The organism is Leptospira ryugenii, from assembly GCF_003114855.1.
GTDB lineage: Bacteria > Spirochaetota > Leptospiria > Leptospirales > Leptospiraceae > Leptospira_A > Leptospira_A ryugenii.
Genome location: NZ_BFBB01000007.1, coordinates 280,756 through 306,798 on the forward strand (window position 1 = coordinate 280,756; position 26,043 = coordinate 306,798).

24 protein-coding genes are annotated in these 26,043 nt (G+C 38.9%); 11 read left to right on the forward strand and 13 right to left on the reverse strand.

From position 1 onward, the window contains the following. The first annotated feature begins 49 nt into the window (after window positions 1–49). Both DI060_RS12395 and DI060_RS12400 read left to right on the forward strand, forming a co-directional pair. The gene (locus DI060_RS12395) at window positions 50–997 is read left to right on the forward strand and encodes a hypothetical protein (protein ID WP_108977047.1); all 948 of its coding nucleotides are present in this window, start codon (window positions 50–52) and stop codon (window positions 995–997) included. A 3-nt stretch (window positions 998–1,000) separates the two neighbouring features. Further along, window positions 1,001–1,438, forward strand: coding sequence for an ABA4-like family protein (locus DI060_RS12400; RefSeq protein ID WP_108977049.1), 438 nt, complete (start codon window positions 1,001–1,003; stop codon window positions 1,436–1,438). Here DI060_RS12400 and DI060_RS12405 read toward each other — a convergent pair. After that, entirely contained in the window at window positions 1,418–3,073 is a 1,656-nt protein-coding gene (locus DI060_RS12405) for an ankyrin repeat domain-containing protein (protein WP_108977050.1), read from the reverse strand. The genes DI060_RS12400 and DI060_RS12405 overlap by 21 nt on opposite strands. A 157-nt stretch (window positions 3,074–3,230) precedes the next feature. Next, a complete protein-coding gene (locus DI060_RS12410) occupies window positions 3,231–3,620 on the reverse strand; it encodes a DoxX family protein (RefSeq protein WP_108977052.1) in 390 nt (129 codons plus the stop codon). Window positions 3,621–3,851: 231 nt separating this feature from the next. Here DI060_RS12410 and DI060_RS12415 point away from each other — a divergent pair, with 231 nt between their 5' ends. Beyond that, a complete protein-coding gene (locus tag DI060_RS12415; RefSeq protein WP_108977054.1) occupies window positions 3,852–4,337 on the forward strand; it encodes an SRPBCC family protein in 486 nt (161 codons plus the stop codon). 1 nt (window position 4,338) lies between these two features. Here the strand turns inward: DI060_RS12415 and DI060_RS12420 are convergent, their stop codons facing one another. Then, window positions 4,339–7,764: a PAS domain S-box protein gene (locus DI060_RS12420; RefSeq protein ID WP_108977056.1), complete on the reverse strand. Its 3,426-nt coding sequence runs from the start codon at window positions 7,762–7,764 to the stop codon at window positions 4,339–4,341. Window positions 7,765–7,978: 214 nt separating this feature from the next. Between DI060_RS12420 and DI060_RS12425 the strand changes: the two genes are divergently transcribed. Further along, a complete protein-coding gene (locus tag DI060_RS12425; protein WP_108977058.1) occupies window positions 7,979–8,353 on the forward strand; it encodes a lysozyme inhibitor LprI family protein in 375 nt (124 codons plus the stop codon). A 1-nt stretch (window position 8,354) separates the two neighbouring features. Here DI060_RS12425 and DI060_RS12430 read toward each other — a convergent pair whose 3' ends face one another. The 4 genes from DI060_RS12430 to DI060_RS12445 form a co-directional block, all read right to left on the reverse strand. Continuing rightward, the gene (locus DI060_RS12430; RefSeq protein WP_108977060.1) at window positions 8,355–10,343 is read right to left on the reverse strand and encodes an adenylate/guanylate cyclase domain-containing protein; all 1,989 of its coding nucleotides are present in this window, start codon (window positions 10,341–10,343) and stop codon (window positions 8,355–8,357) included. Between the two features lie 47 nt (window positions 10,344–10,390). Beyond that, window positions 10,391–11,299, reverse strand: a complete 909-nt coding sequence (locus DI060_RS12435; protein ID WP_108977062.1) for an alpha/beta fold hydrolase — start codon at window positions 11,297–11,299, stop codon at window positions 10,391–10,393. Between the two features lie 217 nt (window positions 11,300–11,516). Then, complete coding sequence (locus DI060_RS12440) at window positions 11,517–12,698, reverse strand: FAD-binding oxidoreductase (RefSeq protein WP_108977064.1); 1,182 nt, start codon at window positions 12,696–12,698, stop codon at window positions 11,517–11,519. A gap of 31 nt (window positions 12,699–12,729) precedes the next feature. Beyond that, window positions 12,730–14,262 (reverse strand): phytoene desaturase family protein, encoded by a 1,533-nt coding sequence (locus DI060_RS12445; RefSeq protein ID WP_108977067.1) that lies wholly within the window; start codon window positions 14,260–14,262, stop codon window positions 12,730–12,732. Between the two features lie 178 nt (window positions 14,263–14,440). Here DI060_RS12445 and DI060_RS12450 point away from each other — a divergent pair, with 178 nt between their 5' ends. Next, window positions 14,441–15,055 carry a TetR/AcrR family transcriptional regulator gene (locus DI060_RS12450; RefSeq protein ID WP_108977069.1) on the forward strand — a complete coding sequence of 205 codons (615 nt, stop codon included), beginning with the start codon at window positions 14,441–14,443 and terminating at the stop codon, window positions 15,053–15,055. Here DI060_RS12450 and DI060_RS12455 read toward each other — a convergent pair whose 3' ends face one another. The 5 genes from DI060_RS12455 to DI060_RS12475 form a co-directional block, all read right to left on the reverse strand. Continuing rightward, window positions 15,056–15,919 carry an AraC family transcriptional regulator gene (locus DI060_RS12455; protein WP_108977071.1) on the reverse strand — a complete coding sequence of 288 codons (864 nt, stop codon included), beginning with the start codon at window positions 15,917–15,919 and terminating at the stop codon, window positions 15,056–15,058. 11 nt (window positions 15,920–15,930) lie between these two features. Further along, the gene (locus DI060_RS12460) at window positions 15,931–16,425 is read right to left on the reverse strand and encodes a VOC family protein (RefSeq protein WP_244594387.1); all 495 of its coding nucleotides are present in this window, start codon (window positions 16,423–16,425) and stop codon (window positions 15,931–15,933) included. Window positions 16,426–16,527: 102 nt separating this feature from the next. Then, complete coding sequence (locus DI060_RS12465; RefSeq protein WP_108977073.1) at window positions 16,528–17,133, reverse strand: TetR/AcrR family transcriptional regulator; 606 nt, start codon at window positions 17,131–17,133, stop codon at window positions 16,528–16,530. A gap of 55 nt (window positions 17,134–17,188) precedes the next feature. Beyond that, window positions 17,189–17,944, reverse strand: coding sequence for an SDR family NAD(P)-dependent oxidoreductase (locus tag DI060_RS12470; protein WP_108977075.1), 756 nt, complete (start codon window positions 17,942–17,944; stop codon window positions 17,189–17,191). 99 nt (window positions 17,945–18,043) lie between these two features. Then, window positions 18,044–18,904, reverse strand: coding sequence for a polysaccharide lyase (locus DI060_RS12475; protein ID WP_244594388.1), 861 nt, complete (start codon window positions 18,902–18,904; stop codon window positions 18,044–18,046). Window positions 18,905–19,008: 104 nt separating this feature from the next. Between DI060_RS12475 and DI060_RS12480 the strand changes: the two genes are divergently transcribed. The 3 genes from DI060_RS12480 (at window position 19,009) to DI060_RS12490 (ending at window position 22,021) form a co-directional block, all read left to right on the forward strand. Next, entirely contained in the window at window positions 19,009–19,611 is a 603-nt protein-coding gene (locus DI060_RS12480) for a hypothetical protein (RefSeq protein WP_108977077.1), read from the forward strand. A gap of 61 nt (window positions 19,612–19,672) precedes the next feature. After that, window positions 19,673–20,371: an SH3 domain-containing protein gene (locus tag DI060_RS12485; RefSeq protein WP_108977079.1), complete on the forward strand. Its 699-nt coding sequence runs from the start codon at window positions 19,673–19,675 to the stop codon at window positions 20,369–20,371. Between the two features lie 72 nt (window positions 20,372–20,443). Then, complete coding sequence (locus DI060_RS12490; protein ID WP_108977080.1) at window positions 20,444–22,021, forward strand: methyl-accepting chemotaxis protein; 1,578 nt, start codon at window positions 20,444–20,446, stop codon at window positions 22,019–22,021. A 4-nt stretch (window positions 22,022–22,025) separates the two neighbouring features. Here DI060_RS12490 and DI060_RS12495 read toward each other — a convergent pair whose 3' ends face one another. After that, window positions 22,026–23,033 (reverse strand): alpha/beta hydrolase, encoded by a 1,008-nt coding sequence (locus DI060_RS12495; protein ID WP_108977082.1) that lies wholly within the window; start codon window positions 23,031–23,033, stop codon window positions 22,026–22,028. A 75-nt stretch (window positions 23,034–23,108) separates the two neighbouring features. On the opposite strand from DI060_RS12495, the gene DI060_RS12500 reads away from it, so the two are divergent. The 3 genes from DI060_RS12500 to DI060_RS12510 all read left to right on the forward strand — a co-directional run bounded on the left by DI060_RS12500 (window position 23,109) and on the right by DI060_RS12510 (window position 25,994). Beyond that, the gene (locus DI060_RS12500; RefSeq protein ID WP_108977084.1) at window positions 23,109–23,702 is read left to right on the forward strand and encodes a TetR/AcrR family transcriptional regulator; all 594 of its coding nucleotides are present in this window, start codon (window positions 23,109–23,111) and stop codon (window positions 23,700–23,702) included. Window positions 23,703–23,801: 99 nt separating this feature from the next. After that, window positions 23,802–24,131 (forward strand): TIGR04452 family lipoprotein, encoded by a 330-nt coding sequence (locus tag DI060_RS12505; protein ID WP_108977086.1) that lies wholly within the window; start codon window positions 23,802–23,804, stop codon window positions 24,129–24,131. Window positions 24,132–24,524: 393 nt separating this feature from the next. Next, window positions 24,525–25,994: an LA_3751/LA_3752 family putative glycosyltransferase gene (locus DI060_RS12510; protein WP_135355051.1), complete on the forward strand. Its 1,470-nt coding sequence runs from the start codon at window positions 24,525–24,527 to the stop codon at window positions 25,992–25,994. The last annotated feature ends 49 nt before the right edge of the window (window positions 25,995–26,043 follow it).

Consider the following 26,043-nt stretch of genomic DNA (forward strand, 5'->3'; position numbering starts at 1 on the left):
ATTTAGACGTTTAAGTCTAAACAGTCAATCCAATTAAATCGGGGGATTTATGAATTTTAGAAAATCAGATCTCATGGCAGAGATCAAAACACCACTTTTAAGCTTAAGCATACTGATGCTAGTCGCAACACTTGTATTTTTTATCCTTCACCTCATTGATCCTATGTTGGTATCGGAATCACCAAGATGGATAAAACCAATCAAATTCACTTTGTCGATCGGAATCTATTCCATAACATTATATTGGATTCTAAGACAATTTCCCTTACAAAATAGGAAAGTGACTCTGATCGTTTGGGGAATCACTCTCTGTCTCTTCTTTGAAATCATTGCAATCGGAGGACAAGCCGCACGCGGAGTGAGTAGCCATTTCAATGTAAGCACTCCATTCAATGCGACAGTATTTTCATTAATGGGTCTTGGGATTGGAACCATGTGGTTTTTACACCTGATGATTACTTTATTTATATTCAAAGAGAATGTTTCGAATCGATTACTTAAAGAAACGATTCTTTGGGGAATGGGAATCTCTGCAATCGGAATGATTACAGGTTTTTTAATGACGATGCCAAAACCAGAACAGATAGAACTATTTGCAAAAGGAATCGTGCTTACCAGTGGAAGCCATAGCTTTGGAACACCCATTCCTGGACAAGAGATTCCCCTTTTAGGCTGGAGCAAATCAGCAGGAGATATGCGCGTCCCTCACTTCTTTGGAATCCATGCCTTTCAATTCTTTATCTTAGTTTATTTGATTCGATCAAACATTGCAAAAGAGAAACAAATTAGCAAATATACTCTGTTAGGCCTTAGGCTAATCGGTTTATCGTATCTATCGGTTACCATTCTTTTGGTATTGCAAACGTATATAGGTTTCAGCATATTCCAAACCAATATTTTCTTTTTAAGCATGTATCTGATCTTTGGGGTTTTAGCGATTCTCGGAATGATTCTTATGTGTAACAAAATAAAACAGCAACAACTAGTTTGGACGTAAGCAATGGATACAGAAGCAATTTTTCAAACAGCAAACTCGGTCGCGATGCTTTCTTGGATCGCTCTGGTATTCGTTCCTCGTTGGAAGTATACGAAAATCATATTCGGATTCTTAATTCCAGGTATATTACTAACGTTTCTTTACCTTGTAGTCATTTCTCTTTCTTTTGGGCAGGCGAGTGGTGGGTTCGGTAGTTTAATTTCGGTGAGAAAATTATTCCAAAATGATTTTGCCCTTTTAGCAGGTTGGGTTCACTACTTAGCCTTTGATTTATGGATCGGTGCTTGGATCGTTAACAATTCTGAAAGAACAAATATCCCTCATTGGATGGTCATACCTAGCCTAGTTTTGACATTTCTGTTTGGGCCTATTGGACTTTTACTTTATTTGGTGATACGAATGGTGAAATTGAAAGGTGGATCATCCTCCGTATACATCTAACAAAGATAATATGCGTTGGAAACGATTTTGGTTTTCGTCGTCGGCTTGTAATTTTGCGGTCTCAAGTTCTTCAAATGCGAGATCGCGACCTGTTTTACCATCTTCATTTAAAAGATTTGCTTTTGCACCAAATTCCAGCAATAAAGCAAGAACAGAAGAGTGTCCAAACTTACATGCTTCATGCAGAGCGGTATTGCCACGGAAATCTGGAATATTGACTTCCGCACCTGATTTTAAAAGTCGTTTTGCTAAAGATGGTTCTCCAAAAAGTGCACACCAATGTAGAGCCGTCATCCGCTGCTCAGAGCAGTGATTTACATTGATATCACGTTTGATTAAGTCATCTAACAGATCTAATTTATTTTGTAAGTGCATACTGTTATTTTGACAGAGCTTAAAGATTGGTGTTTCACCCAATGAATTGATAGAATTTGGGTTGGCTCCAGCATTTAACAGAAGTTTGGCACAGTGATAACTATTTCCGATCATAGACTCTTCCAATAATGAAAAACCCAATGGATTTGTATCTTCATCTTCTTTAACAAAATTTGGATCGAAACCAGACTCAATCAAATTCTGCAAACTTTCTGCATCGTCTCTAATGATCATCGCAATTGGATCTTTTGGTAAAACAATTTTATGAGAGAGATCTTTTTCAATGTTCTCCATTTGTTCGGAGAATTTCTTTCTAAGAATTTGGATCAAGGTCTGCTCTTTCCATTTGTGAGATCGCATCATCTTTCTCAATTGGATCCAAAACGACTCATTGGGCGAAACATCGTTTGTAAACAAATAAATAAATGCTTCGTTTAGCTTCCGGGTGTTTGTTGGAATTTCAAAAGAAACCGATTCTTCTATGAAATTTAAGATTTTTTCATCTAATTCTAAATCTGCGATTGTTAATATTTCATTTAATAATTTTGACTTCTGCTCATCATTCAACCTGGAAAAATTTTCGGGTACATTAAAGACATTGCCCGTAAGCAGATGAACCTTAGCAGTTAAGTAATGAGATAGATTTTGAGGCAAGTTGAGTTCACTTGAACCATCTTCAAGAAATTTTATTTGTTTGATTTTAAGCGCATGAAATGTACCAGCTAACCATGTATTATGTGAATCAGGTATTGCTAGATATAATCGACCGATGACTTGTTCAGGTAAATCATCTATTACTTGGAGAGAGAGTCGATAGGCTGTATGGATAGAAAAACCTTGGGAAGTACTGACCTCTCTCTGTACTTGTCCATGATCAGACGGAAAGATATCAAAAGAAAAACCTTTCCATTTTTTAGGATCGGAGACACCAGAAATTTGAATGAAGGAATGAGGAAGGAGAACATTACTCTCTAATTTTGGCAAAACCAGAAAACGATTCTCAAACCAGATAGTTTTTAACTCCTCTTCTTCTCGTCCCAAAAAATTGCCTTTTAATTCATGGTTTGGGATATGTCCCTTAAAGTGTAGGTCATATCCGATTTCTTGACTGTTGTCTTCTGCACTTGTTTCTTTAGGAAAGGAAAAAGGGTTGAGTGATCCGCACTTCATGCAACGAAACTTGCCAGCCTTACCGTATACTTTTTCATTCGAAATTGTATGTTTGGCGAAGCAATTTTGGCAGATAAGTTCTCGTTTCATCTTTGTGCTCTACTATACATGGGACAATGAATAAGACCCATAGAATCCCAATTTTGATAGCAATTCCACTGAATTTTTCTCGTTGGGATAAAAAGATATGTTTTTTAAAGGTAGGTCCTTGGACATTTGTCGGCCAATGCCCAAGGATCATTTGAATTTAACCTAGTTCAGATTTTGAGCGAAATAATGGGGCATAATGTGATCTGTGAGCATAGGCTATGAATGCATTGCTAAGAACCAACGCAATCGCGACGGGAAGAGTTTTGCGGTCCAAAAAGAGATGGATAAAAAAGATATTCACAATGATCGGCGAAATAATAACAGCCGCTAAAGGAACAAATCTACCTGACAAAAAAGCAATCCCTACGAGCAATTCAACTACCTTTGCTACTGTGATTAAATAACCAGAAGCTGCTAAACCTTCCATAAAGATTTTCATGTTGCCCGTGAGTTCGGGCTGGGGTACAAAATTCCCAAAATACGCTACAGCGCCAAACGCAAACAAAGCACCAACCAAAGTCCTAACGACGATTACGGCTATTTTCATAAATACTCCTATTCAGAAGGATGAGACTCCTACTTATAATTTGTTTGGAAATCCATATTTAGCCGTTTCACATTTTTTTTGGAGAGTCCAATCCCTGATCGTTAAGTCTTGCGATTCAAACAAAAGCACGCCAATCAAAAAGGTACATTCAATTACCATTATTTAACTAACTGGTTAAATAATACTTGCTTTAGAAATTACCTAAGCATATACTTACAAAAAGGATAAAATATGCTACAAGAGTTTGGAATCAAAATTAACCCAGAATTGGATCTATTTTTTGAGCGAAATGTTGAGGTTCCTCCCCAAAGAGTATGGGATGCTTGGACTCGCCCCGAGTTACTGGTCCAATGGTTTACGCCAGATCCTTGGAAAACAACACATTGTGAAATCGACCTTAAGCCAGGTGGAATCTTTCGAACTGTGATGAAATCTCCGGAAGGTATGGAGATGGACAACATCGGTAGCTTTCTCGAGGTAGTGCCTCAAAAGAAACTTGTATTTACAGATACACTTTTACCAGAATTTGTACCGAGTGAAAATCCGTTTTTTACAGCGATGGTTTTTCTAGAACCAACAGCAACTGGCACTCGTTATATTGCCTTGGCTAGGCACGGTAAAAAAGAAAATTGCAACCAACATAAGGAGATGGGGTTTTTTGCTGGATGGAACAAAGCCCTTGACCAAATGATTGCTATGATTCAAAATCAAAGATAAACTATTTTGATTCCAAAGGAAGCCATCTCAAAATGATCTTTTTGAAATCTTCCTTTACCACTGGTTTGCTGATGTAATCATTCATTCCTGCGGCGAAACATCGCTCTTTTTCTCCTACAACGATGCCCGCAGTCACGGCAACTATGGGTATATTGGTAAACTCTGAACCTAAATTGCGAATCTCTCTAGTTGCTTCATAACCATTCTTTTCTGGCATTTGGATATCCATAAAAACTATATCCGGCTTTTTTTCTTTACAGCGGGATACCGCCTCCACTCCGTTAAATGCTTCCATGATGTTACTATTTGGCAACAAACGCGATAAAATCCCTTTTGCCAATGCCATATTTACAGAATTGTCTTCAGCAACAAGAATGAGGTAGGATGGGGAATTGTCTATTTGCTCCCAAGGAATCTCATTCCTCTGCTTGAAATCTCGTCCATAGGATATAGTATTTGATGTCTCAATTGTAGGTAAAAGTAGATCAAAATAAAATGTACTTCCTTGCCTTACTTCACTCACCAATTCTAATTTACTATTCATCATTCCCAAAAGACGATTTGAAATTGTTAAGCCGAGACCTGTTCCGCCAAACTTTTTTGTAGTTGAAAAGTCAGCTTGTGAAAAGGCCTCGAAAATCTTTATTTTATTTTTTTCTTCAATACCGATGCCTGTGTCTTTTACAGAGAATCTTAACTTGGCTGGATTTTGTTTAGGACCAGATAACAACTCAATTTGAAAGTGAATGCTTCCTTCGAGAGTAAACTTGACAGCATTGCTAAAAAGGTTCATCAATACTTGTCGAATTCTGAGTGCGTCGCCTACTACGAGAGCTGGTAATCTTTCGTCAATATTCGAAACCAAACTGATATTTTTCAATTCAGCTTGGTAACGAAAGACTTCCATTGTCTTTTCGGAAAGCTCACGAAGGGCAAATGCCTCTTCATAGAGCTCAAATTTACCTGCCTCAATTTTTGAAAAATCCAGGATATCATTTACAATTTCCAAAAGGGATTTTGCAGAGAAGTTAACGTTCTTTAAATATTCAATCTGTGTTTCATTCAAATGCGACTTCAAAAGTAAATCTGAAAATCCAATGATACCATTCAAGGGAGTTCTGATTTCATGGCTCATGTTTGCTAAAAAATCGGATTTTGCATTGTTTGCTTTCTCAGCAATGTCCTTGGCTATTTCCAATTCTTCTCTCTGCATACAAAGTTCTGTTATATCTTGGGTATACATTAAGATACCACCGATCCTGGACTCGTCGATATACCACGGACGAAGCTCCCATCGAAGAAATTGATCATGGTTCCAACCTGGTGGTCGCCATCTATCTTCCTCTTTTCTTAAAACCATGCCCGATAAAGACAGTCGATGGTGCTCTTTCCATTCATCTGAAATATTGGTAAAGATATCATAATGATTTTTACCAATGATTGATTCGATTGTTTCTGTTAAACGGTATTCTTCTAACCATCGGCGACTAGCAGCGATATAGTTTAGATTTGAATCTAACATAGCCACTGCTGCTGGTGCGTATTCAACAAATGCTTTTAGCTTCGCTGTTTGTTTGCTCAAATTGAGCTCAACTTTTTTCTTTTCATCAATGTCTTGGATCACACCGAAAATTTTTGTCAATTCGCCAGCAGTATACTCAGGTCTCCCGATGAGACGAACCCATTTGGGGACGGATTTTGCTGTAAGAATATTGAGTTCGAGATCAAAGGAAATACCTTTCTCTAGGAGATCATGTAAGGCTTGTAAAAATCGAATCCTACTGTCTGGATCTACAATAAAAGAAATCGCATTGTCAGGATCTGGAATGAAGTCCTCATCGACTTCGAAAATGGTTCTGGTTATGTAAGTCCAATTGGCTAATTTTGACCGCAGATCGTAATCCCAACCACCAATCCTTGCGATCATACTTGTCTGTTCAAGGAAATGAGCCATATTGCGAAGTTTCTCTTCTTTGCTATATGAATCTGTAATATCAACGATTTGTGAGATATAATAGATCGGCTTATTCTGATTGTCTTTGACGGCTGAAACAGTTAACAAGACCCAAACGATATCTCCATTTTTATGAAGGTATCTTTTTTTCATACTATAGGATGGAATCTTTCCACTATTCAAATTCTCTAATAAATTCAAATCAGCTTGTAAATCTTCAGGATATGTAATATCTCGAAAAGTCATTTTATAGAGCTCCGAATTCGAATAGCCTAGCATAACACCGAGAGTCTCATTGACTAAGATCCATTTACCATCTAAACCGACGATTGCCATTCCGATCGCAGAAGCTTCGAATGCAGACTTGAAGGCATTTCTTGCCTCATTTTCATTTGAAATATCTCGGATTAAAACCGTGGCTCCAATTACTTGGTCATTTTTTTTGATAGGCGATGCAGTTAGACTAACATCTATAATTCGATTTTTTTTATTTTTCCGAATGCTAGTGAGTGGACCTACAGTCTCTCCTTTTTTAATCCGATCCAAGATTCCGCGCTCTTCTGCTTTTTTGGATTCTGGAATCAGTTCGAATATAGACTTACCTAATATTTCCTCCCTTTTATATAAGAAGAGTTCTTCTGCTCTGACATTCCAAGATGTGATGATTCCATTCAGGTCCTTACTAATCAGTGCTTCAGAACTTGAATTTACAATAGATTCATAATATCTTAAATTATCTGATATATTTTTTTTGTCAGTGATGTCACTTGTAAAGAGGACAACCTTGCTTTGGTCAGGTTCCAAAGGCAATGCAGTTACACTCACCCAAATCAGAGATTTATCCTCTAATTCTATCCCTATGATCTCATCGAAAACTGGTTTTCCTGAATTGATAACCCGAGCAGAAGGCAATTCATCCGTGTGGTACGTAGAAAAATCCTCTTTAATATATCTTCTTGCAAGTACAGCTGCAGCTCCCATTCTCTCTCTAGGCATTTGAATGACTTCTAGAAGTTTATCATTGTGCTTGAGTAAATTTCTTTTACTGTCAAGAATAGTGACACCGATTGGAAGTTTCAAAAGGGTATCCAATAGATAATTATTGAGATAATCGGTTGTCAATGACTGAGAATCAAAAGAGGTACAGGCAAAAAAAACCAAACCTTCCTCTTGAATATGCATTGTCAAAAAATGATAGTGTTCAAGCACAGATTTGGTTTGGAAAACCAAAGAGATGGTATTGGATTGGCGGGAGAGAGCTTGGAAGAAATCTCCTTGGGATTCGATAGTGAGATATTCCGCTATTCTAGTTTGGTTTTGTACAGCAGGTAATCCTAGAGCAGCACTCAGCCTAGAGTCTAAGGTAATACTCTCTCTAAAATTTGAATCCCAAATTAGATACCCTACCCTTGCATTTTCAAGGAGGAAAAGGCAAAGGTCTGGATTGGATTTAAGTGATTCAATATATTTCATAGATCACAAACGATTTATAATTTTGCTGTCATTTGAGAGACTATTTATACACGAGATTCTCTGTGCAAAAAAAAGCAAGAATTCGTTGGATATTTTTTGATTTATTGAATCTTTTAATTCCTAACAATCATTAAAGACGTTTGCTATGCCTCTCTTTAAGTAGGCTGGTATTTTAAGGTTGAATTTTTTTATTTCTTCTCGAAAATTCTCTAGTATGAAGAATATCTTTTTTTGTTTCTCATTCCTATTTCTAATCCAACCAGCCTTTGCAGACAACTGTGATAAGGTAAAGGAAGGCTTTGATGGTCTTTACTGCCTGCAGAAGGTCTTTTTTGCAGCCGACAAAGATCTCAATGATGCCTACAAAAAATTAAATACACTTCTTGATAAAAATGCAAAAAGTAAGCTTAAGGAAGGACAGCTCAAATGGATCAATGAAAGAAATACAGAATGTAGCTGGAAAGATGAAAGAGGTTCCTTCGTTAATATGGAATGTGCCACTACCAAAACTATTTCTCGAACCAACTTTTTGAATGATAGGATCCGCGAGTGTAAGAGTACTGGGTGTCAACCATCCGAATTAAAATAAATTATGTTTTGGTCGGGAAAACGGAATAGATATAGGTAGATGTTTTCCCGATTCCTTTTAAATCAACAGATGCAACTCTTTTCCAACCATCTTTGTGTTTGAGAAGATCATAGGTGCTTGTGGAAATTTGGATAGAACCGTTGGGTGCGTGAGCTTCCATCCTTTGGGCCATGTTTACTGTTTTCCCCCAGAGGTCATAACTATGTTTTTTCTTTCCAATCACACCCGCTATCACTGGTCCTGAATTGACCCCGACCCTTAAATTCAAATCATATTGATAGATCGCATTGATGTTTGAGATAACCTGAAACATTTGTTTTGCCATTTCGCAAACCGCATCTGCATGATCAGATAAAGTTTCAGGTACGCCAGCAACTGCCATGTATGCATCTCCAATTGTTTTTATTTTCTCGATGCCATATCGGTTTGCTAGAGTATCAAATTCGGAAAATAGATCATTGAGAAGAGAAACTAATGTCTCAGCTTTCAGTTTTGAAGAAAGTGACGTAAATCCAACCAAGTCTGCAAAGAGTACGCTTACCTGATTGGCCGAATCAGCAATAGTAACTTCACCAGAGATCAAGCGTTTTGCGATTGATTCAGGCAACGTATTAAATAACAACTCTTCCCTTGCTTTTTTTTCCTTTTCTAGATCAGAAGCAGTAATGCGCAAAAAATGAGATAAGATCCGCTTTTCTCTTTGGAGTTGCTCCCATTCTTTTCGTAAATCAAAATCAGGCTGTAAATCTGCTTCGGCATTGACGAGAGAAATGAGTTCTTCCTGAGAGAGATGATGGCTCATTTTTGTCTGGTTCGATTTCTGTTTAAATGTCAATGTTACTGCAGAAATGACCGTATTGTGAAAATTACAACCTTCACCTTGCGTATTTCCAATTTCACCCCAGGAGTTAAATCCGACCAATGGCGAGTTCCAAATTTTTTGCAAAATAGCAATCTCTTTATTTAAGTTTGGACCAAAAGCTCGAGAACGAACTGCACAATTAAAGAGTAAAATCCCATCAGGGCAATCAGAAATTCTTGCCTCTTTGAATTCAATCATTTGATTCAAAGTATTCATCATCGTATCTGTTAAATTAGGTGAGCAAAATCGAATATTTGCATATTGAGGAATATCTCCTCCATAATGAACTGTCTTTTCCTCCATATCAAATTTGATTGCAGCACGCACCACTCTACTCCCATCCGCTTTTGTTATCAAAATGGGATATTCACTAGCTGCAAGTAGATCTGGATTCAAATTATTGAATGCTTGCTTTTCTTTAGGAGGTGCAATGTTGAAATAGGAATAATAATATTCTGTAGCAGGTATCCCATCGATTTCATAAACAACATTTGCTGATGACTTTGTTATTTTTTTTTCGGTTCCTAATTCCGTCCATCCGCCAATCGTTATACCCTGTACATTTAAAAAAGTTTGGTCTATGATGAGGCATGCGATTCCTAAGGCGTACAAATTGTTTTGGTCAAAGATGGGTGGATTTCTGAGTACACCTAGAGAACTTGCTAAACCGCCGAATACTGGGATGGAATTGTCTTCTGAAAAAATACCTTCCAAGAGCTTTTCGGTTTTAATTTGCAGGTCACCAGGAGCAACCAAGAGAAGAAGTGCTGGCTCATCAAAAGTAACCTGTGCTAGCTTACGAAGTTCATTGCCATATATAAAAGAATCAATATCAATCTCATCCAAATTGGGATCTATGATGTGTATCTTAAAAAACTCTTTTGGAATCTCGATGAGTAAAGTAACTATATTTTTTTTGTAGACTCTATCTGTTTCTATCCCTTCTGAGCAACAGGCTCCCATTACCTGGATATTGTGTTTTTTAAATAGTTCACTGATCTTTGGTTCTATCATTCGATCGTTCACAAAACAGATACCAAGTGTAGGTTCGAAACCTACACTTTTTAAATCCAAGATCTGTTGGTTGAGTTGGTCGAGATTTTCGGAACACAAACTTTTGATGGACATACCAAAAGTAGAGTGTTTGTTTGATTTACTATTTTGACAATTTCATTCTACGTTTTTTTGGATGATGCCAGATTCTTTTTAAGGAAAGAACTTAGAATTTGATTAAATTCATCGGGCGACTCTGCAAATGGTATATGCCCAACTGGTAACTCAACGTATTCCGATTGTTTGACTCTTCCGTGTAACTCCTGGCCGAACTTTCTCTCAATGACAGGGTCATCTTTACCCCATATGATGAGAACTGGGACTTGGATTTTTGCGACATCCTCTCTTAGGTTATAGTCCTTCTCCAGAAAACTTGCCCAGATAGCAGAGTTGTTTTGGATGGAACCTTCTTTGTCCTTTGATCTTTCAATGCGTTTAAGAATATGATGAGTGTATTCATTCTCTTGTTTGATATAAAATCTAGGAAATTGATTCCAAACAAGCGAAGTAAACCACTCTTTGGATTTCAATTTTATGAAAGATGTAGAAAAAATATCCAATTCATTCATCCCTCCCGTATCTACAAGTATAAGAGCTTTTGTGAGATCGGGATTTTCGATGCTCAACTTCATGGCAGCATAACCACCCACTGAATTCCCCAAGATGATGGGATTTTGAATCTTTAACCTGCCACAAATCTCTTTCAGTATTTCTGGATATCCTATCGAAGAAATCTTTGCGTTTTCTTTCCACTCTGACTTTCCATGTCCAGGCCAATCGATTGATGTTACCGTATAACTCTTGCTTAGTTCATTACTGATCGAATCAAAATCATGGTGGTCATGACCTGCAGCATGCAATAGAATCATATGGGGCCCCTTGCCTTTTTGGTAGTAGGCAATTCGGGAGTTGGGTAGATCTAAAACAGAAGTTGGCGTATCATCTGTGAGTGGTATATCTTTTTCCGAAATGCTAACACAAGATACAAAAAGGAAAACCAATAGAGATCGAATCAGGTTTTGAATGTTCATGAAAAAAGCCTAATCCGATTTCGATTGGAAAGTCAAGGTGACAAACTTTTTCGTAAGGGAAACTCTCTTAACATAGGATAATTCATTTTTTAAAAAAGAGAAAAAAAGGAATCACTCCAAACCCATTGGATTTGGATAGGAGCGGTTTAGCTACTCTTTCATGCTCGGGAAAAATGCAATATATTCATTTTCGTTCGATGTAAACTTTCGATGTTTTCTACAATTCGATGGAAATATCTTCCGTCGGAAATGCAACACAGGAATGGATGTAGCCAAACTTTTTATCTGACTTTCTGATCTTCGCTTCAGAGGGAGAAAAAACAGTCCCCGAAACCAAGCGCACCCGGCAAAGGCTACACTCACCTGATCGACAAGCATTCTCAGTGGAAAATCCATTCCGTTCCAAACTATTGAGGAGAGGCTCACCTACCTCTGTTTGGAAGGAGTGACCTTTTCCAACTTTAACAGTGACTTTATTTCCTTTTGTTGCATGGCTAGGCCAACCAGGCATAGTCTCCGGATTTTTTGGCGGTCCATTTCCATCGATTAGGATACGCCCTGTCCGCACTCCTAAAGAAGTAAGAAGTTCTATAGCATTTTCGTTGAAGGGAGTAGGCCCACAAATATAATACATCTTTGACTCTGGTTTATCTAACAAAGCAGATAACTTATCTTTTGTTAGTCGTCCACGATTTCCCTGGTAAGTAGGGCCTGCTTCTCTTGACAAAAATTCAGTAAGGGTAAACCGTTTCTCCGACAGGGCAATCTTTCGAAGCTCTTCCATGAAAATGACATCATTTTCGTAACTATTGGAATAGATGATATGAAAGTGAAAGTCCTTTTGGCTTGCTCGAAATGTATTTAGCATACTCATCGCAGGTGCAATCCCCGATCCTCCCGCGAGGAAAACCAAATCATCCCCATGAAACAAGGGATTGTGATGAAATGAGCCCATAGGCCCACTGCTTTCGAATTCATCTCCTACTTTTACTTCATCTAGAAGATAGGGACTTACAAATCCACCTTCTGCGCGTTTGATGGTCAGCTCATAACGATCACGTAAAATAGGAGAAGAAGAAATCGAATATGGCCTAGCGGTGAAAACACCTTTTATATTTACAAATAAATTTATATACTGTCCTGCTTGGAAAGGTGGTAGATTTTGATTGTTTTTTTGGGAAAAAATCAAAGTACTTGTGGAAGGTGTTTCATAGCGGATTTCTTTTAAAACAAGTTGTAATCTCTTTGGATGCAATTTTTCAACTGTCTTTTTGACATTCCCTTTTTGAGAAGAAAAGTCTTGGCCTGTTTTTTCCAATGATTCTTTTTCAAGTAATGCATCTTTATATCCTATAACTTCATTTAATACTCGATCTTGTTTTTCTAATTCAATGGACATATTGTACCTCGTTTACTTTTGGTCAGAGCAATTATTTTTCTATTTTGCTTTTGAAATCAGAATTCTTCTGTTTTGAAGATTTTAGGATCTTCCTAGCAGTATAGTAGCCATTCAGGTATGTTGGTTGGAAACCACCCATGCTTGTCCAACTACTTGCAGAGTAGAGACCCTCGATGGCATCTAAAGACTCTCGCATTAAACTTCCATCTTGGACAGATTGACGAAATCCATAAATAGCTCCACCTGGAGTGTTCAAATATCGCATCATTGTTAAAGGAGTGGCAACCTCAGCTTTTTCAATGTGTTTGCGAATTTTTGGATAAGCATGTTCTATTAAGGAAATCAATTTGTCGCCAAATTCATATTTTGTGGCAATATAATCTTCTGCAGGAATATGTTTCCAAGCTTCGCCATACTGTAGAGCAACTAAAGTGACAACCGTTTTGCCTTTTGGAGCTAACTCTTCATCGATAAAATTATAGCAAGTTACCATTCCCCAATCGGGAGCATCTAAGGTATACATGCGGTCTTCTGTTACGTTTAGATCGGAGACAGACATGACAAAGGTCGATGCCGTTGTAAAACCTATTTCTTCTGGGGAAGCATCCAGACCTAAATATAGACAAACAGCCGATACACCCATTCTCCGAGACTTAAAGTCTTTTAAGACTGATTCCGGCACTTTCTCTTGGAGTAATTCATGGTAAGTGATCAATGGACTTGCGTTAGACACCACAAAATCGCATTCTACCACTTCGCCTGTTTCTAGTTGAACCGAGTGGACCCTTTGGTCTTTGGTAAATATTTTCTCTGCAGCGCAATTGAATTTCACTTCTCCACCTGCTTCCAAAAAGGAGTTGAGCAATGCATTGGACAGCATTTGAGACCCACCTTTTATATGCCAAGGTTTGTATTTGCAATAGAAGTATAACATACCTATAAATTCAGAGAAAACCAATTGAGATGTAGGGATTCCCACATAACTCCAGTATGGCGTAATAACATTGATCAATTTTTCATCTTTAAAATATTCAGCCAAAACCTCTCTCGTTGGCCTAAGTCCGTATTTTTTGAAATTTGGACATTTTGACTCAAGTTTGGAAGGGTCATTCGACAGTCGAACTCTTGGTAAAACATAATAGTACTCTTGTATCAAAGCCTCACTCATTGATAAAAAAGCTTCGATAGAATGCGCTTCTTCAGGATAGAGTTTGATCAGATGAGTTCTTAATTCATCCCAATCAGCGGGCAGGGTTTCATCTACATAACCGGGAATAATCACTCGGTATAAAGACTCATCTTGGACAAGTTCGATCTTATCCAATACTCCAAGCTCCTTAAAAATGCTACGCATGATAAAAGGTTCTGATTCTGTGCCAACTCCACTCAATTGGTGTAAAGCAACCTCAAATTCAAAATCTCCTCTTACAAAGGAGGTAGCACATCCACCGGGTATGTTATGGCGCTCTAAAAGTAAGGTTTTTTTGCCTTCTTTTTGAAGCCGAGTAGCCGCCATCAAACCTGCATTCCCTGCCCCAATCACTACACTGTCATACTTTTCCATGGGAACCTCTTTCTCACTTAGACACAATCAATCTTTACAATGTAAAGATAGCAAGACCAATTTTAATCTCTTTTCGTAAAAAATATCGATTTTAGATTTCCATAGAATCGGGGGGAAATATTCTGAATTTGAAATTGAGGAGTTTTAGGGGCAAAATCCCAATTCATCTATCTGCTTCATGACACAAAAGCGAACCAAAATCACAAAGGAAGACTCGAGCTATCACCACGGAGAGTTAAAAAAAGCCCTCGTGATTGCAGCAAGAAAGATCCTTAAAAAGCAAGGATTGGATGCACTCTCTTTGCGAAGTCTTGCACGAGAACTAGGTGTCAGCCAAATGGCACCCTATGCACACTTCAAAGATAAACAAGCATTGGTCCAAGCCATAGCTTCCTCTGGTTATGAAGAACTCGCCATCCGAATGATAGAAGCTCAGAAACAAAATGCAAATGCGAAAGGTCGTGGGCTCGCCTATATCTACGGAGTTGAGTACATATTGTACGCAATTGAAAATCCAGATTTATACCGATTGATGTTGAGTCAGATCAATCCAATCAAACAAAGCACACAAAAACAAAAAAATCGAGAAGTGTGGAATATTTCGCAAAGGCCTTTTTTACTCTTATTTTCTGCATTTGCAAATGATAAAATGAACAAAGAGACCGCTTATGCGAAAGCTCTTGGTTCCTGGTCGATCGTCCATGGAATCGCAACTCTTGCCATTGACGGACATCTAGACCTTCCAGAGGGAATGGATATCATACAATTGTTTCAAATGACTATAGAATCATAGCTAAGAATCCCGCAGGGCAAAATAAAGGTCGGTGACTATAGCATCTCTGGGTTCACGTTTCAAATAAACTTCGAAGGGGGCAAGGTTCGCCAAACGTCTGTGAAACTTCGGAAAAAATTCGTTGATGATAACTTCGTAAACTTTGGGCAAAGAATCATAAGGCAATCGAACACGTATCTGCACTCTGTCTCCTCCCTCTACTCTTTGTAAGCCCAATCCGTGCGGAACTTGGATTTTCGGTGAAACGGGAATGCCAATATCAAATCTGATTTTATCTGGCTCTGTGATGTCGGGATCGTCCTGGGAGATACCAATCCACTTCTGGTCATGAGCGGAGTGTTTTTGTTTAGAAAGCCATTCGTAAATGGCTGAGAGAAAAGTAGGATCCTCTGGAAATCCTGGCATCTCATGGTAGGGCCCGATACGGCGCCTGTAAAGCAAATGGAAGGAAGAAATCTTTTTTATACATATATCTGCACTAGAGATTCCGAATGGTTCTAGAGCTAGTAATCCACCGAAGTTCTTCGGATTGGTTTGGAATTTCTTTCGGTATGCGGCAGGAGTAATACCCAAAGTCTTCCGAAAGGCTTTGGTAAAGGCTTCTTGGCTCGTATAACCTGCTTCTAAGGCTATTTCTAAAATCGGAAAGGAAGTGGTTTTGATTTCAAAGGCGGCTTTTTCGAGACGCAAGCGCCTAACGTAGTCCTTGACATTCTCTGACTGGAATTGCGAAAACAATCTATGAAAATGCCAAGGAGAATAGGTAGAGAAAAAGGCTAGTTCGTTTAACGCGAATTCTTCGGAAAGATTAGATTCTAATTTTTCCCAAATCGGATATAAGAATGAGTCTTTCTTTGACCGCAAACATTAGTAAACTATTCTCTTTTCTGCACAAAGTCAAGACCGATTCCATTGGGATCTAACATCGTAAAGTGAACATCCCCCCACTCTTCTTTTGTCATCGGAAGGTCAATAGGCGCACCGGCTTCAGACATTCGTTTATAGAGAGCCTCGATGTCATCTGATTCGATGATGAGCCAGATTCCCTGGCCAGTGTAAGACTTTTGGAAATAGGATTTTCTGACGGCTACTTGGTTTGGCAACATAAAGGCAAGCTCTCTGTCCTTTACTTCCGGATGAGACAAAAGCAGGAACCATTCTGACTCAAACTTGACTTGCCATCCGAGCCATTTTTGGTAGAAGTCTTTGGTTTCTTTCAGCCTATCGGTGATAATTCCGGTTTGGATGATCCCTGCTGCTTTTGTCTTTGGGTTCCCATCGATCTCTTTCTCTTTTTGGCATTGGGTAAAGCTTAGGCAAAGCATGAGGATACTCATCGAGGTTCTTACATTTTGTACGATTGGATTCATGGTAATCTCCTTACAAATCCAATCGTATAAGATTTCTCAGCTTAGGTTTGGATCAATTTTGCGATTTTGATAGAAATACGTAAAGGCGGAAAGATAGAATGCTTATGTGTTTGCCAAAACGTTTTGTGAAGGAAGTGCAAAACGAACCATCTCTAAGGTAAAGGGCAAACGTTCCAGAGTCGATTCCAATTTAGAAATCACCCCGATGCCATTGTAGAGAGTGTACAAGTACTCGGCAATCTCACGGGCCTTCAAATCGGAACGTAACTCTCCGACTTGGATGCCCTCTTGGATTTTATCTGTAAATATTTGGATGATTTTGATTTTGTGTTCTTTCAAAAAGGATTGGATCTCAGCATCTGCAGGGGCCATTTCTGTGGAGGTATTAACCAAAAAACAACCTCGTCTCTTCGCATCTTGGTTGAGAGCACAAAAGGTATTTTCAAATAACTTTGCAAAGGCGACTCGCACGGAAGAAATCTCCGAAAATAGAGTCTGCAAAAGCTGAAAGTTCATATTTTGGTACTGGACCAATCCCTTTAAGAAGATATCTTTTTTACCACCAAAGGAATTGTAAATGCTCGAACGATTTAAAGAGAGGGTATTGGCCAGGTCATCCATAGACGTTGCATGGTAGCCCTTTTCCCAGAATAGATCCATTGCCTGGTGTAAACTTTCTTCGTACGAAAATGACTTTTCTCTACTCATACAGGTTCTGGCATTTCCCTGGCTCAATGCTCTCTCACTCGCCACAGAAAATCAATCAATTCCCAGAATTGATATGCCATCCCCCATCGATGGTGATATTGGCTCCATTGATATAAGCAGATTCATCGGATGCTAGAAACGTCACAAGTTTTGCAATCTCCTCTGGTTTTCCAAATCGTTTGAGTGGGTTTTTATTCGCAAGATGATCAGCCGTGCCTTGGATCTGTTCTTCGCTCATCCCTGTTTTGCCAAAGATGGGAGTCGAAACTGGTCCAGGGCTAACCACATTCACTCGGATTTTTTTGGGGGCAAATTCTGTCATGGCCACCCGGCTGTAGGCATTGAGGGCCGCCTTGGAAGCTGCATAGATCGCCGAATTGGCTACCCCGACTTCTTCTGCCATCGCTGTGGAAATGTTGATCACGCTGCCACCTTCCCGCAGAAGGGGCACAGTCTTCTCAATCGTGAACACAGCACCTTTGAAATTGGCACCTACCACTTGGTCAAAGAGTTGTTCTGAATTGTTACCAATTGGCGCGCCGAAGAAAACGCCAGCATTCACAGTCAAAACATCAATGCCCTTTTCTTGGGATTGGAGAGTGGCCACCATTCGGTCCAAAGAGGCAAGATCGGTTACATCAGCCGTAATCCCTTGTACTCCCAAATCCTCTGCAGCCTTCTTTACCTTTGCCTCATCTCTTCCAGTGATATAGACTTTGGCACCTGCTTCTTTCAGGGCCTTGGCAGTTGCGTACCCTATCCCGCTATTGCCTCCTGTCACGACCGCTACCTTACCGTTCAATTGTCCCATTGTGTTTCTCCTCATATTCTGAAACGATCATTTCAGAATTCTATGGCCTATTTTGAAACGATCGTTTCAAATGCAAGGAGAAATAAGAAAAATGCACCATCAAGGGCAGGAACTCACCTCTCGGATGAGCAGATCATCATTGTAGATAGTGCCTTGGGATAGGTTTGGCGAGGCATATAGCCCAAAATGGGCTTGTTCCAAAACGCCACAACCACCGGAAACCTTAGCCGTCGAAATGAGAACCTCATCTTGCCAAACCTTTGCCTCTCCTTGGTTCGGATCAAAATTGAGACAAGTTTTTAACTTCACCCATCTATTTTGTGGGAAGTTCACATTGGGATTCTGAAAGCTGAGATTACTCTGGTTGTGCAGAGGTACGTGCATCAGATAGGCTTTGTTCTTTGCGTCAGTATTGACGAGCACAACGCGACGCCAGCTATCAGAGGCATCTGCAGAAAATGTAGCGAAGCTAAACCAATCAGAATTTGTTAGGTTCATATCTAAATAAACAGATAGTTCAATCTGTACGGGAGTTTTAAATCCACCAGATGTAAGTTTATGGAGTTGTATGGTTGGATAGGCTCTGTGGTTGCAGTTTGTGGGAAAGGAACAACTGGGACCCTTAGCAGTAATCCTTGCCTTATGAGACAAATTACCCGTCACTTTCTGCTCGGAGGATAGTTCATGAGTGGCCGCAGATTGGTAATTGTTTGGTACGGAGTAAAAAAGAGAGAACTCAGATAACGATTCAAAACTCGTTTGGAAACTTTTGCCTGTTTGGACCTTTTGCAATTGGTCTTGGGTACAAACAATGGACGTTGCATTTTGATACGCTAGTGCAGTTAGACCTAGAAATCGTATCGCGTCTCCTTCACCACCGTCCTCTTTTTTGCAGGAAATGGCAAAGAGACAAGCAGAGAGAAGAAGGGTAACTTTGTAAGTTCTGATTTTTCCCTTCATCCAAGAAAGTATAAACGGATAGAAAGGCTCTGTCTTCTATTTTTCAGCTGGCTCTTGATTTTTGGTCGTAGCACATGAGAGGAGAGAAGTACCTTGCAGAGAAGATGCAGGTATCTCTTGAATTGATTTGGAGTACGATTGCTATCCTCCTCACAGTATGGGGGTATGCACCTTATTTGATTGGGATCTATAAAGGAACGATCCAACCCCATTACTTTTCTTGGCTCATTTGGGGACTCACAACCTGTATTGTTTTTTTTGCCCAATTTTTCGAAAACGGAGGTCTGGGTTCTTATCCCACGGGAGTCTCCGGCATCCTCACTTTAATGGCTGCCTATCTGTCCTGGCAAAAACGATCAGAGATACAGGTGTTGCTATTTGATTGGTATATCCTGGTCGCCACCCTCACCAGCCTTCCTATTTGGTATCTTTTTTCTGATCCTATGCTTTCAGTGATTCTTCTGACTGTGATGGATCTCTTGGGATTTCTCCCTAGTTTTCGTAAGGCAATGGTAAGTCCGTTCCAAGAAAGTACATCTTTTTATTTTCTCTTCTTTGTCAGAAATATCATCTCTATCTTTGCCCTTACCGTACAGAATGTCACAACAGTTTTTTTTCCTTTGCTTGTGGGTATTTTTTGTTTTATCTTTGTTGTATGGGTCTACTTCTTCCGCTGGAGATCAAAGAGAGCATTGAATGAGGGATGATTGGCGATGTGCCCTATGAATTGAGTGGACGATTCTCTAAGCAAACATAGATTTTGTAATTGTGAAAGTCTTCCTTATCCTTCTATTTTTATTCCTCATTCTTTTCCAACAAAGCTTGTTTCCCTGTGATGTGTATGAGCCCGTAACTTTAAAGCCAAGCGATGCGTCTAGAGAGGACAAAGATTTTTTTTCCTTTCGGCAAAAGTTAGATGAGGCAATTCGAAACAGGGATGTAAAATTTCTGGAAACGGCAGTGGATAGACATATATCTTTTGCCTTTGAACAAAATGGAACGGGCAAAAAGAACTTTTGGAAACATTGGGGCCTAGACAAAAAGCCAAAAGAATCGCCCATCTGGAAACAACTCAAAGAAACGACAGAGCTGGGATTCTCGTATCGGGACAATATCTGGGCCGCTCCCTTTTTATTCCAGCTAACGCCCGACTCGATCGATGTGTACACCTATTCCCTCGTAATAGGCACTTCCGTAAATGTACGATCAGAACCCTCCAAAAAAGGTAAGGTCTTAGCTCAACTGTCATGGGAGTTTGTCAAACTCAGCTATGAAGAGGGAAAAGCTCTGGGCAATGGCAATGCCGAGGGCAAAGATTCTTGTGAATGGCAACAAGTCTGCCTATCGGATGGCCGTATGGGTTATATCTGCAAGCAATACTTGAGAAGTCCCTTGGACCAACGTTTGGGAATCGAAAAGAAGGGCACTGATTGGAAGATCATCTTTTTTGTGGAAGGTGGAGATTGACAGATGCTTGGAGACATAGAGAGTTTTTGAGAAATTTGTTTCCTAAAACGACTGCTATTAATAAAAGGAACAATGGTCTCTAAGCATTCCCAAGAAAGCCGAAGTCTAGATTGGTCCCAACTCGGCCCCGTGTATGTAAATCGGGTGCGATTTGCATTGGCCTTTTTCTATATCCTCGCCACTTTAGGCTCCTACCAAACCTCCACCCGCTTACAAACCAGTGCCTACTTGGTTGGGATCAGTTGTATGTTTCTCTATGGGTTCATTCAAAGATCACTCCTACATCGTGGCAAACTGAACCAAATCCTAGCGAAAGGATTCATACTCCTAGACATCTGTGTTTTATTTGGAGTCACAGCTGCTGGCTTACTAGGCACAAAGGAAACGGCGGCAGATTTAGTGAAATCGCCGATCCTCTATGTACTTTACTATTTTTATATTACCTACTCTGCTTTTTTGTTTTCGGAAGGGTTTTTACTCATCTCTACCTACACATCTGCATTTTTTTTGGTATGCATTTTGCTCATCGCCAAGATGCAAGGGGTACAATTTTTAGAAGTACAAGGTGTACAGAGTATGCCTGGTAGTTTGGCAATTTCCAATGAAATCTTTAAAATATTTTTTCTTATTTGTTTTGGGTATTTGACTGCAAGAGTTCTGAAGCTAATGAACTCCATACGAGCAGAAGCAGAAAAAAAAGGAGAACTTGCCCTACAGGAAAAAGAAAATTCCGAACAACTCAATTCTGAATTGATCCACATAGGTTCGGAACTTTCCCAAACCTTACGTAAACTAAAAGAGATTCTAAATAAATTCCGAGGCGAGCTCCAAGACGAATCCAAAGCGATCGAAGATCTTAATGACTTTACGCAATCCTTCTCACAAAGTATCCAATCTTCGGTCGAAGATATTCTATTGCAACACCAAGAAGTGACTGGATTGGATGAAAAGTCTGGAAGTCTCAAAGAGAGTCTTGAGGATTTAGAAGCTGTGGTTGTCGCCTTACATGGGAAAATGGATGGATTTCAAATACAAAGTGAAGAATTGGTTAGCACCATCAAGAATCTGGATGATCGTTTATCTATGGTGAATGACTCCCAAAGAGAAGTCACCGAAGTCAATGAAATTATGGCAGAGATTGCAGATAGAACCAACTTACTCGCATTAAATGCTTCAATCGAAGCAGCCCGTGCAGGCGAACATGGTAGGGGTTTTGCCGTCGTTGCTTTTGAAGTCGCCAAACTTGCCGAAAATTCTAATGAGAATGCTTCCAAGATCAAAAAGATTATCCAAAAAGCTAACTCTGTCATTGCCGAAGGTACCAAACTTGCATTAGAATCTACCAAAAAATCAGAAGCCTTACAATCTGGTTATCAAGATTTACAATCCGCGATCCAAGAAGCGACAAACAAGATCAGATCTCAAAGAGAACTCAATACCTTTATGCTACACTCTATCATCAAAATCGGAAAGTTGTCAGTGGATCTCGAAAATGAATCCAAACTCCTCTCTGGAAACAAAGATAGGATGTTGGAAGTAGTCAAAAAAATGTACCAAGTCAATTTAGAGGTCACTGCACTTTCCGAGATGATCACTTTAGAGACAAACAATCTGGAACAACATTCGGTAAATCTAACGACAGCTAACTAGAGCGCTATTCATTTAGCCTTCTTTCAATGAACCGTTTGGCCGCAGCAAACAAAAGCGTTTTCCCTGGCTCTTCATAGGGAAAATGCCCTGCGCCAGTCAATTCGACAAATTCCTTTTTCCCGGGGAGTCGGTCATAGAAATCTTGGCTCAAGGGAAGGGGTGTCCATGGGTCTATGCCAGGGTGAGCCAAGAGGACAGGGCAAATGTGGAACTCTTCCGGTTCTAGCTCGGGTTGGTAAGTCAAAAAGCTCTTTAGAAAACCTAAACTCACTCGGGAACCGCCAGCATAGGGATCCCCAGCAAAGACATCAGAAAAGTCGGGGTCATTCGTAATCGATTCCATTTTGCTCAACCAACGTATGGGAAGGTAGATTCCGTTGGTAAAGAAAGCAAACCCTGAATTCAGAGGCATTCCCAAACGACTCAAAAAGAGATTAGAGGAGATGGCATCCCTGACCTTTGTTTGGCGAGGGTCTACTAGTGTGGTTGCTATCAGTCCATCTACCTTTAGATTGGAGGCGGCGGTATGGTAGGCTAACATTCCTCCGATGCTCAGACCAAAGAGAAATATCTTTTGATTAGGATTCCTTTCTCTTTCGATTAGTTCACTGAGTACCTTCACCCATTCTTCATACTTTACGTAGGATTTGGATTTAGGAATTTTACTTAGACCAAACCCTGGTAAGTCGGGAGAGATGATTTCGCAATTTATAGACCTAAGTCCCAAGGCCACGGCTCCCAAAAGTCTGCCATTCCCTCCTCCGCCATGGATCAATAGGATCTTACAAGGGGCCGCTGGCTTAGGATATCGATCTAGGTGAATCTGATACCCTTGGATGGAAATCATTTCTTCTTGGGGAAGGGACTCATGTTGGAACCTAAGGTCTTCGGGTAAAAATCTTTGGTAACGGTGCCAATATGTCGTTTGTAGATAGGTATCTGGACGATCTTGGATGGACTGACAAGAAAAAACCAAACCAAGGGTATAGAGAAATATTTTTTTACTCTTCATAGAAGTATTTGGTATTGTATCGTTGGAAAACTTTGCAAATCTTTCCTAATCTTCAGACGGAAACTGATTTTACACATGTACAATAAAAACGATCGAATTTCAGAAAATTATAACAAAATCATCGCAATCTTCCACCAACTCTTCTTAGTAAATCCATATGAATCCATTAGCATACAAAAGATTGCCGAAGAAGCCGGAATGACAAGGGTTAACTTTTACAATTATTTTGTAGATAAAGAAGACCTACTTTACAAAACATATATATACTTATATAGAGAGATGGAGTCCAATACCCCTCCTGTGGATCCAGTAACTTTATTGGCCGATGGTAAATCTCTCACTTACTATGCATTGGAAAATGTGAAACAAAACAAAATCTTCTATAAACAGATGTTTCAAGATACGATTCCTTCTTCCCTTACCTACCGAATCCTTGACTTTATCACCGATGAATCCTTTCGTACTCATGAAATGTTACGCAAGTTGTATATAGGTACAGAAGTACCGTACAAAATGATCAATCGCTACTTGGCAGGTGCACTATGGAATCTCATCCGAGAATTGGTTAACGAAAGCAATGATTGGGACTCAGAAACAATCTCTCATTTTTTCAAAAGACTTTCGACAGAGGGTTTACAAAGCTATTTGCAAAACAAAAAGGAATCATAAAAATACGATTTAGAAAACATCGCCTGACAGCCCACATTTTGCGAATCTCAGTCCAAATTAGTCTTTACATATTCATAAAAGACCAATATTTTTTAAACTATGAAACAGATTTCAATACGATTTTTATTCCTTTGTTTACTTGTTACTTTGGCTGTTTGCAATCGCCCACCTTTCACAAAATTGGATAATGATAAAGTTAGTGGAAAGGACGTGAAAACTGCCTTGGAAGCTTATCTTGTTCCCGGAAATCTTAATACAGCTTTCACCAACCGCATCATCTTACAAATTATCACGGGTGTCGAGGATTCTAAATACTATACAAGAGAAAGCCTTGATTCCTGCCGACAAAACTTAAATCTCTTGCGCATCCTTGGGAACGATCTGTTCGTACTTGCAACCTGCAATATCAAAGAAGCACCTGCTTTATAGAAAATGTTCCCAATATTGAATCCATTGCTGGCCGACCAATGAATTGCTCTCTGCAAGGAATGGAGTTCCAATCAAAATAAAAGGGTGTCAAGGATTCTAAATACTATACCAGAAACCGCCATAGGCATACCTAACAAAATCCATTGATTGCCTTCATTCCAAAAAGTACTTCAGAGCTTCCTGGAAATCATATCGACAACGAAAAAATCTCCTCTTACTGGCATTTGTGTTTATCCAGAAAATCATCTGTATATAAAGCTTTCACTTAGATGATCGATAAAAATTTTAATTGAAAATAATAATCTCACTGGCTTTTTGAATCTGTAAACTGGTTACTTCCGAAAAGCCTTAGGGACCTACCCTTAAATACATTGAGCACGATGCTAATAAACCATGATAGCGAAACATACTACATCAGCTGCTATGATAAGTAAGAACCCTAAGCTTACGCTTTTCTTAGCCTACTCACTTTCCATTGCACTTTCCTTTTTTGCACAAATAAAAAATGAAAATACATTTGTACAGGATGAACAGTACAAGTTTCTACAAATCGAAGAATTCATAGATCAAAATTTTACGAGATTTGATCGACCTGTGGATACCGATCGATATCCGAACACGGATGAATATTCCCAATTCCACCCACCTTTTGAGTATAAAATTGGTGATAGAAAATTTTTTACATTCCCTTTGTACTTTTCAGCCTTAGTTGCAATACCCTATAAGTTCATGGGCTTTTGGGGCATTTTTATTATTCCTGTTGCATTCGGATTATTATCCTTACTTATTTTTTATGAACTTGTTCTATTGATCTCAAAAGATAAAAAGATTAGTTTCTTATCTAGTCTGTTTTACCTCTTTGGGTCTTCCTTGTTGATATATTCAACTTGGCTGTACGAGGCAACTCTTACAAATTTTTTGTTCTTCTTGTCGCTTTATCTATATTTTAAATATGATCATTGGCTCTCAATTTTCCTAAATGGATTTGCTATTGGAATGCTTGCTTTTATAAGATTAGAAGTAGTTCTTTTCTTAGCCATTGTGTTATTTTACTTTTTTATATTCACGAGAACAAAGGTAAAGATAACACTTACATTTCTGGTATTTGCAATTTTTCTGGCAATCCAATTGTATTTAAATTATGTAATGACAGGTTTTGCCTTACCAATTCGTTTTTTCACAACAGTACTAAACCAATTTACAATATCTTTTAGATTGTTTCGAATTGTTGAATATTTCTTTATAAGCCAGTATTCCTTCTTATTTTATATTCCTGTTAGTTTTTTAACACTGAGCGTTTTATTCCAAAAAAAGTATTCGACTATTCAATATTTATTACTGGGTGTATTTTCGATTTGGATCATCTTTCCATTTTTTGGACCGAACCAGCAAGGCATGGACTTAAGTCCCAGATTTTTATTTCCTATTGTTCCAATCTTTGGATTCTTAACAATTCAGATTGTGTATCAGAATTTTAGAAAAAAGAAAACTCTCTTAATCATTTTGTTTTTTTTGATTCCTGTATTTCGAATGCTGATCATGCTCTTTATCTTAAGAGAAACGCAAAAAATTTATGATTACACCCATCATTTTTTCAAGCAAAATGTCAACAAACAAGTGCTCATATCATCTGAGCATGTGAATAATTTCATTTACAATTTAAAAAACATTCGTGTATATGACCCCAAAACGCAAGAGAATGCAGAGACTTTTATTACAATGCACAAAGGGAAAAATTTTTCTATCATTTGTTTAGAAGGCTCAGAGATCAACTGCCAACAATTATTGCAAAACATTGATCCCAAAGAAAGCTTTCGCCCGGTAGAAAAAGTTAAAAGTCTTTCTTTTTATAACTCAAAATAGATACTCTCCAATAAAGATCTCCCCGAAAACAAACAAAAGATACAGTTTA

Coding starts and splice junctions, on each gene's coding strand:
- DI060_RS12395 (WP_108977047.1), top strand. CDS start 50: ATGAATTTTAGAAAATCAGATCTCATGGCAGAGATCAAAACACCACTT.
- DI060_RS12400 (WP_108977049.1), top strand. CDS start 1,001: ATGGATACAGAAGCAATTTTTCAAACAGCAAACTCGGTCGCGATGCTT.
- DI060_RS12405 (WP_108977050.1), bottom strand. CDS start 3,073: ATGAAACGAGAACTTATCTGCCAAAATTGCTTCGCCAAACATACAATT.
- DI060_RS12410 (WP_108977052.1), bottom strand. CDS start 3,620: ATGAAAATAGCCGTAATCGTCGTTAGGACTTTGGTTGGTGCTTTGTTT.
- DI060_RS12415 (WP_108977054.1), top strand. CDS start 3,852: ATGCTACAAGAGTTTGGAATCAAAATTAACCCAGAATTGGATCTATTT.
- DI060_RS12420 (WP_108977056.1), bottom strand. CDS start 7,764: ATGAAATATATTGAATCACTTAAATCCAATCCAGACCTTTGCCTTTTC.
- DI060_RS12425 (WP_108977058.1), top strand. CDS start 7,979: ATGAAGAATATCTTTTTTTGTTTCTCATTCCTATTTCTAATCCAACCA.
- DI060_RS12430 (WP_108977060.1), bottom strand. CDS start 10,343: ATGTCCATCAAAAGTTTGTGTTCCGAAAATCTCGACCAACTCAACCAA.
- DI060_RS12435 (WP_108977062.1), bottom strand. CDS start 11,299: ATGAACATTCAAAACCTGATTCGATCTCTATTGGTTTTCCTTTTTGTA.
- DI060_RS12440 (WP_108977064.1), bottom strand. CDS start 12,698: ATGTCCATTGAATTAGAAAAACAAGATCGAGTATTAAATGAAGTTATA.
- DI060_RS12445 (WP_108977067.1), bottom strand. CDS start 14,262: ATGGAAAAGTATGACAGTGTAGTGATTGGGGCAGGGAATGCAGGTTTG.
- DI060_RS12450 (WP_108977069.1), top strand. CDS start 14,441: ATGACACAAAAGCGAACCAAAATCACAAAGGAAGACTCGAGCTATCAC.
- DI060_RS12460 (WP_244594387.1), bottom strand. CDS start 16,425: ATGAATCCAATCGTACAAAATGTAAGAACCTCGATGAGTATCCTCATG.
- DI060_RS12465 (WP_108977073.1), bottom strand. CDS start 17,133: ATGAGTAGAGAAAAGTCATTTTCGTACGAAGAAAGTTTACACCAGGCA.
- DI060_RS12470 (WP_108977075.1), bottom strand. CDS start 17,944: ATGGGACAATTGAACGGTAAGGTAGCGGTCGTGACAGGAGGCAATAGC.
- DI060_RS12475 (WP_244594388.1), bottom strand. CDS start 18,904: ATGAAGGGAAAAATCAGAACTTACAAAGTTACCCTTCTTCTCTCTGCT.
- DI060_RS12480 (WP_108977077.1), top strand. CDS start 19,009: ATGCAGGTATCTCTTGAATTGATTTGGAGTACGATTGCTATCCTCCTC.
- DI060_RS12490 (WP_108977080.1), top strand. CDS start 20,444: ATGGTCTCTAAGCATTCCCAAGAAAGCCGAAGTCTAGATTGGTCCCAA.
- DI060_RS12495 (WP_108977082.1), bottom strand. CDS start 23,033: ATGAAGAGTAAAAAAATATTTCTCTATACCCTTGGTTTGGTTTTTTCT.
- DI060_RS12500 (WP_108977084.1), top strand. CDS start 23,109: ATGTACAATAAAAACGATCGAATTTCAGAAAATTATAACAAAATCATC.
- DI060_RS12505 (WP_108977086.1), top strand. CDS start 23,802: ATGAAACAGATTTCAATACGATTTTTATTCCTTTGTTTACTTGTTACT.
- DI060_RS12510 (WP_135355051.1), top strand. CDS start 24,525: ATGATAGCGAAACATACTACATCAGCTGCTATGATAAGTAAGAACCCT.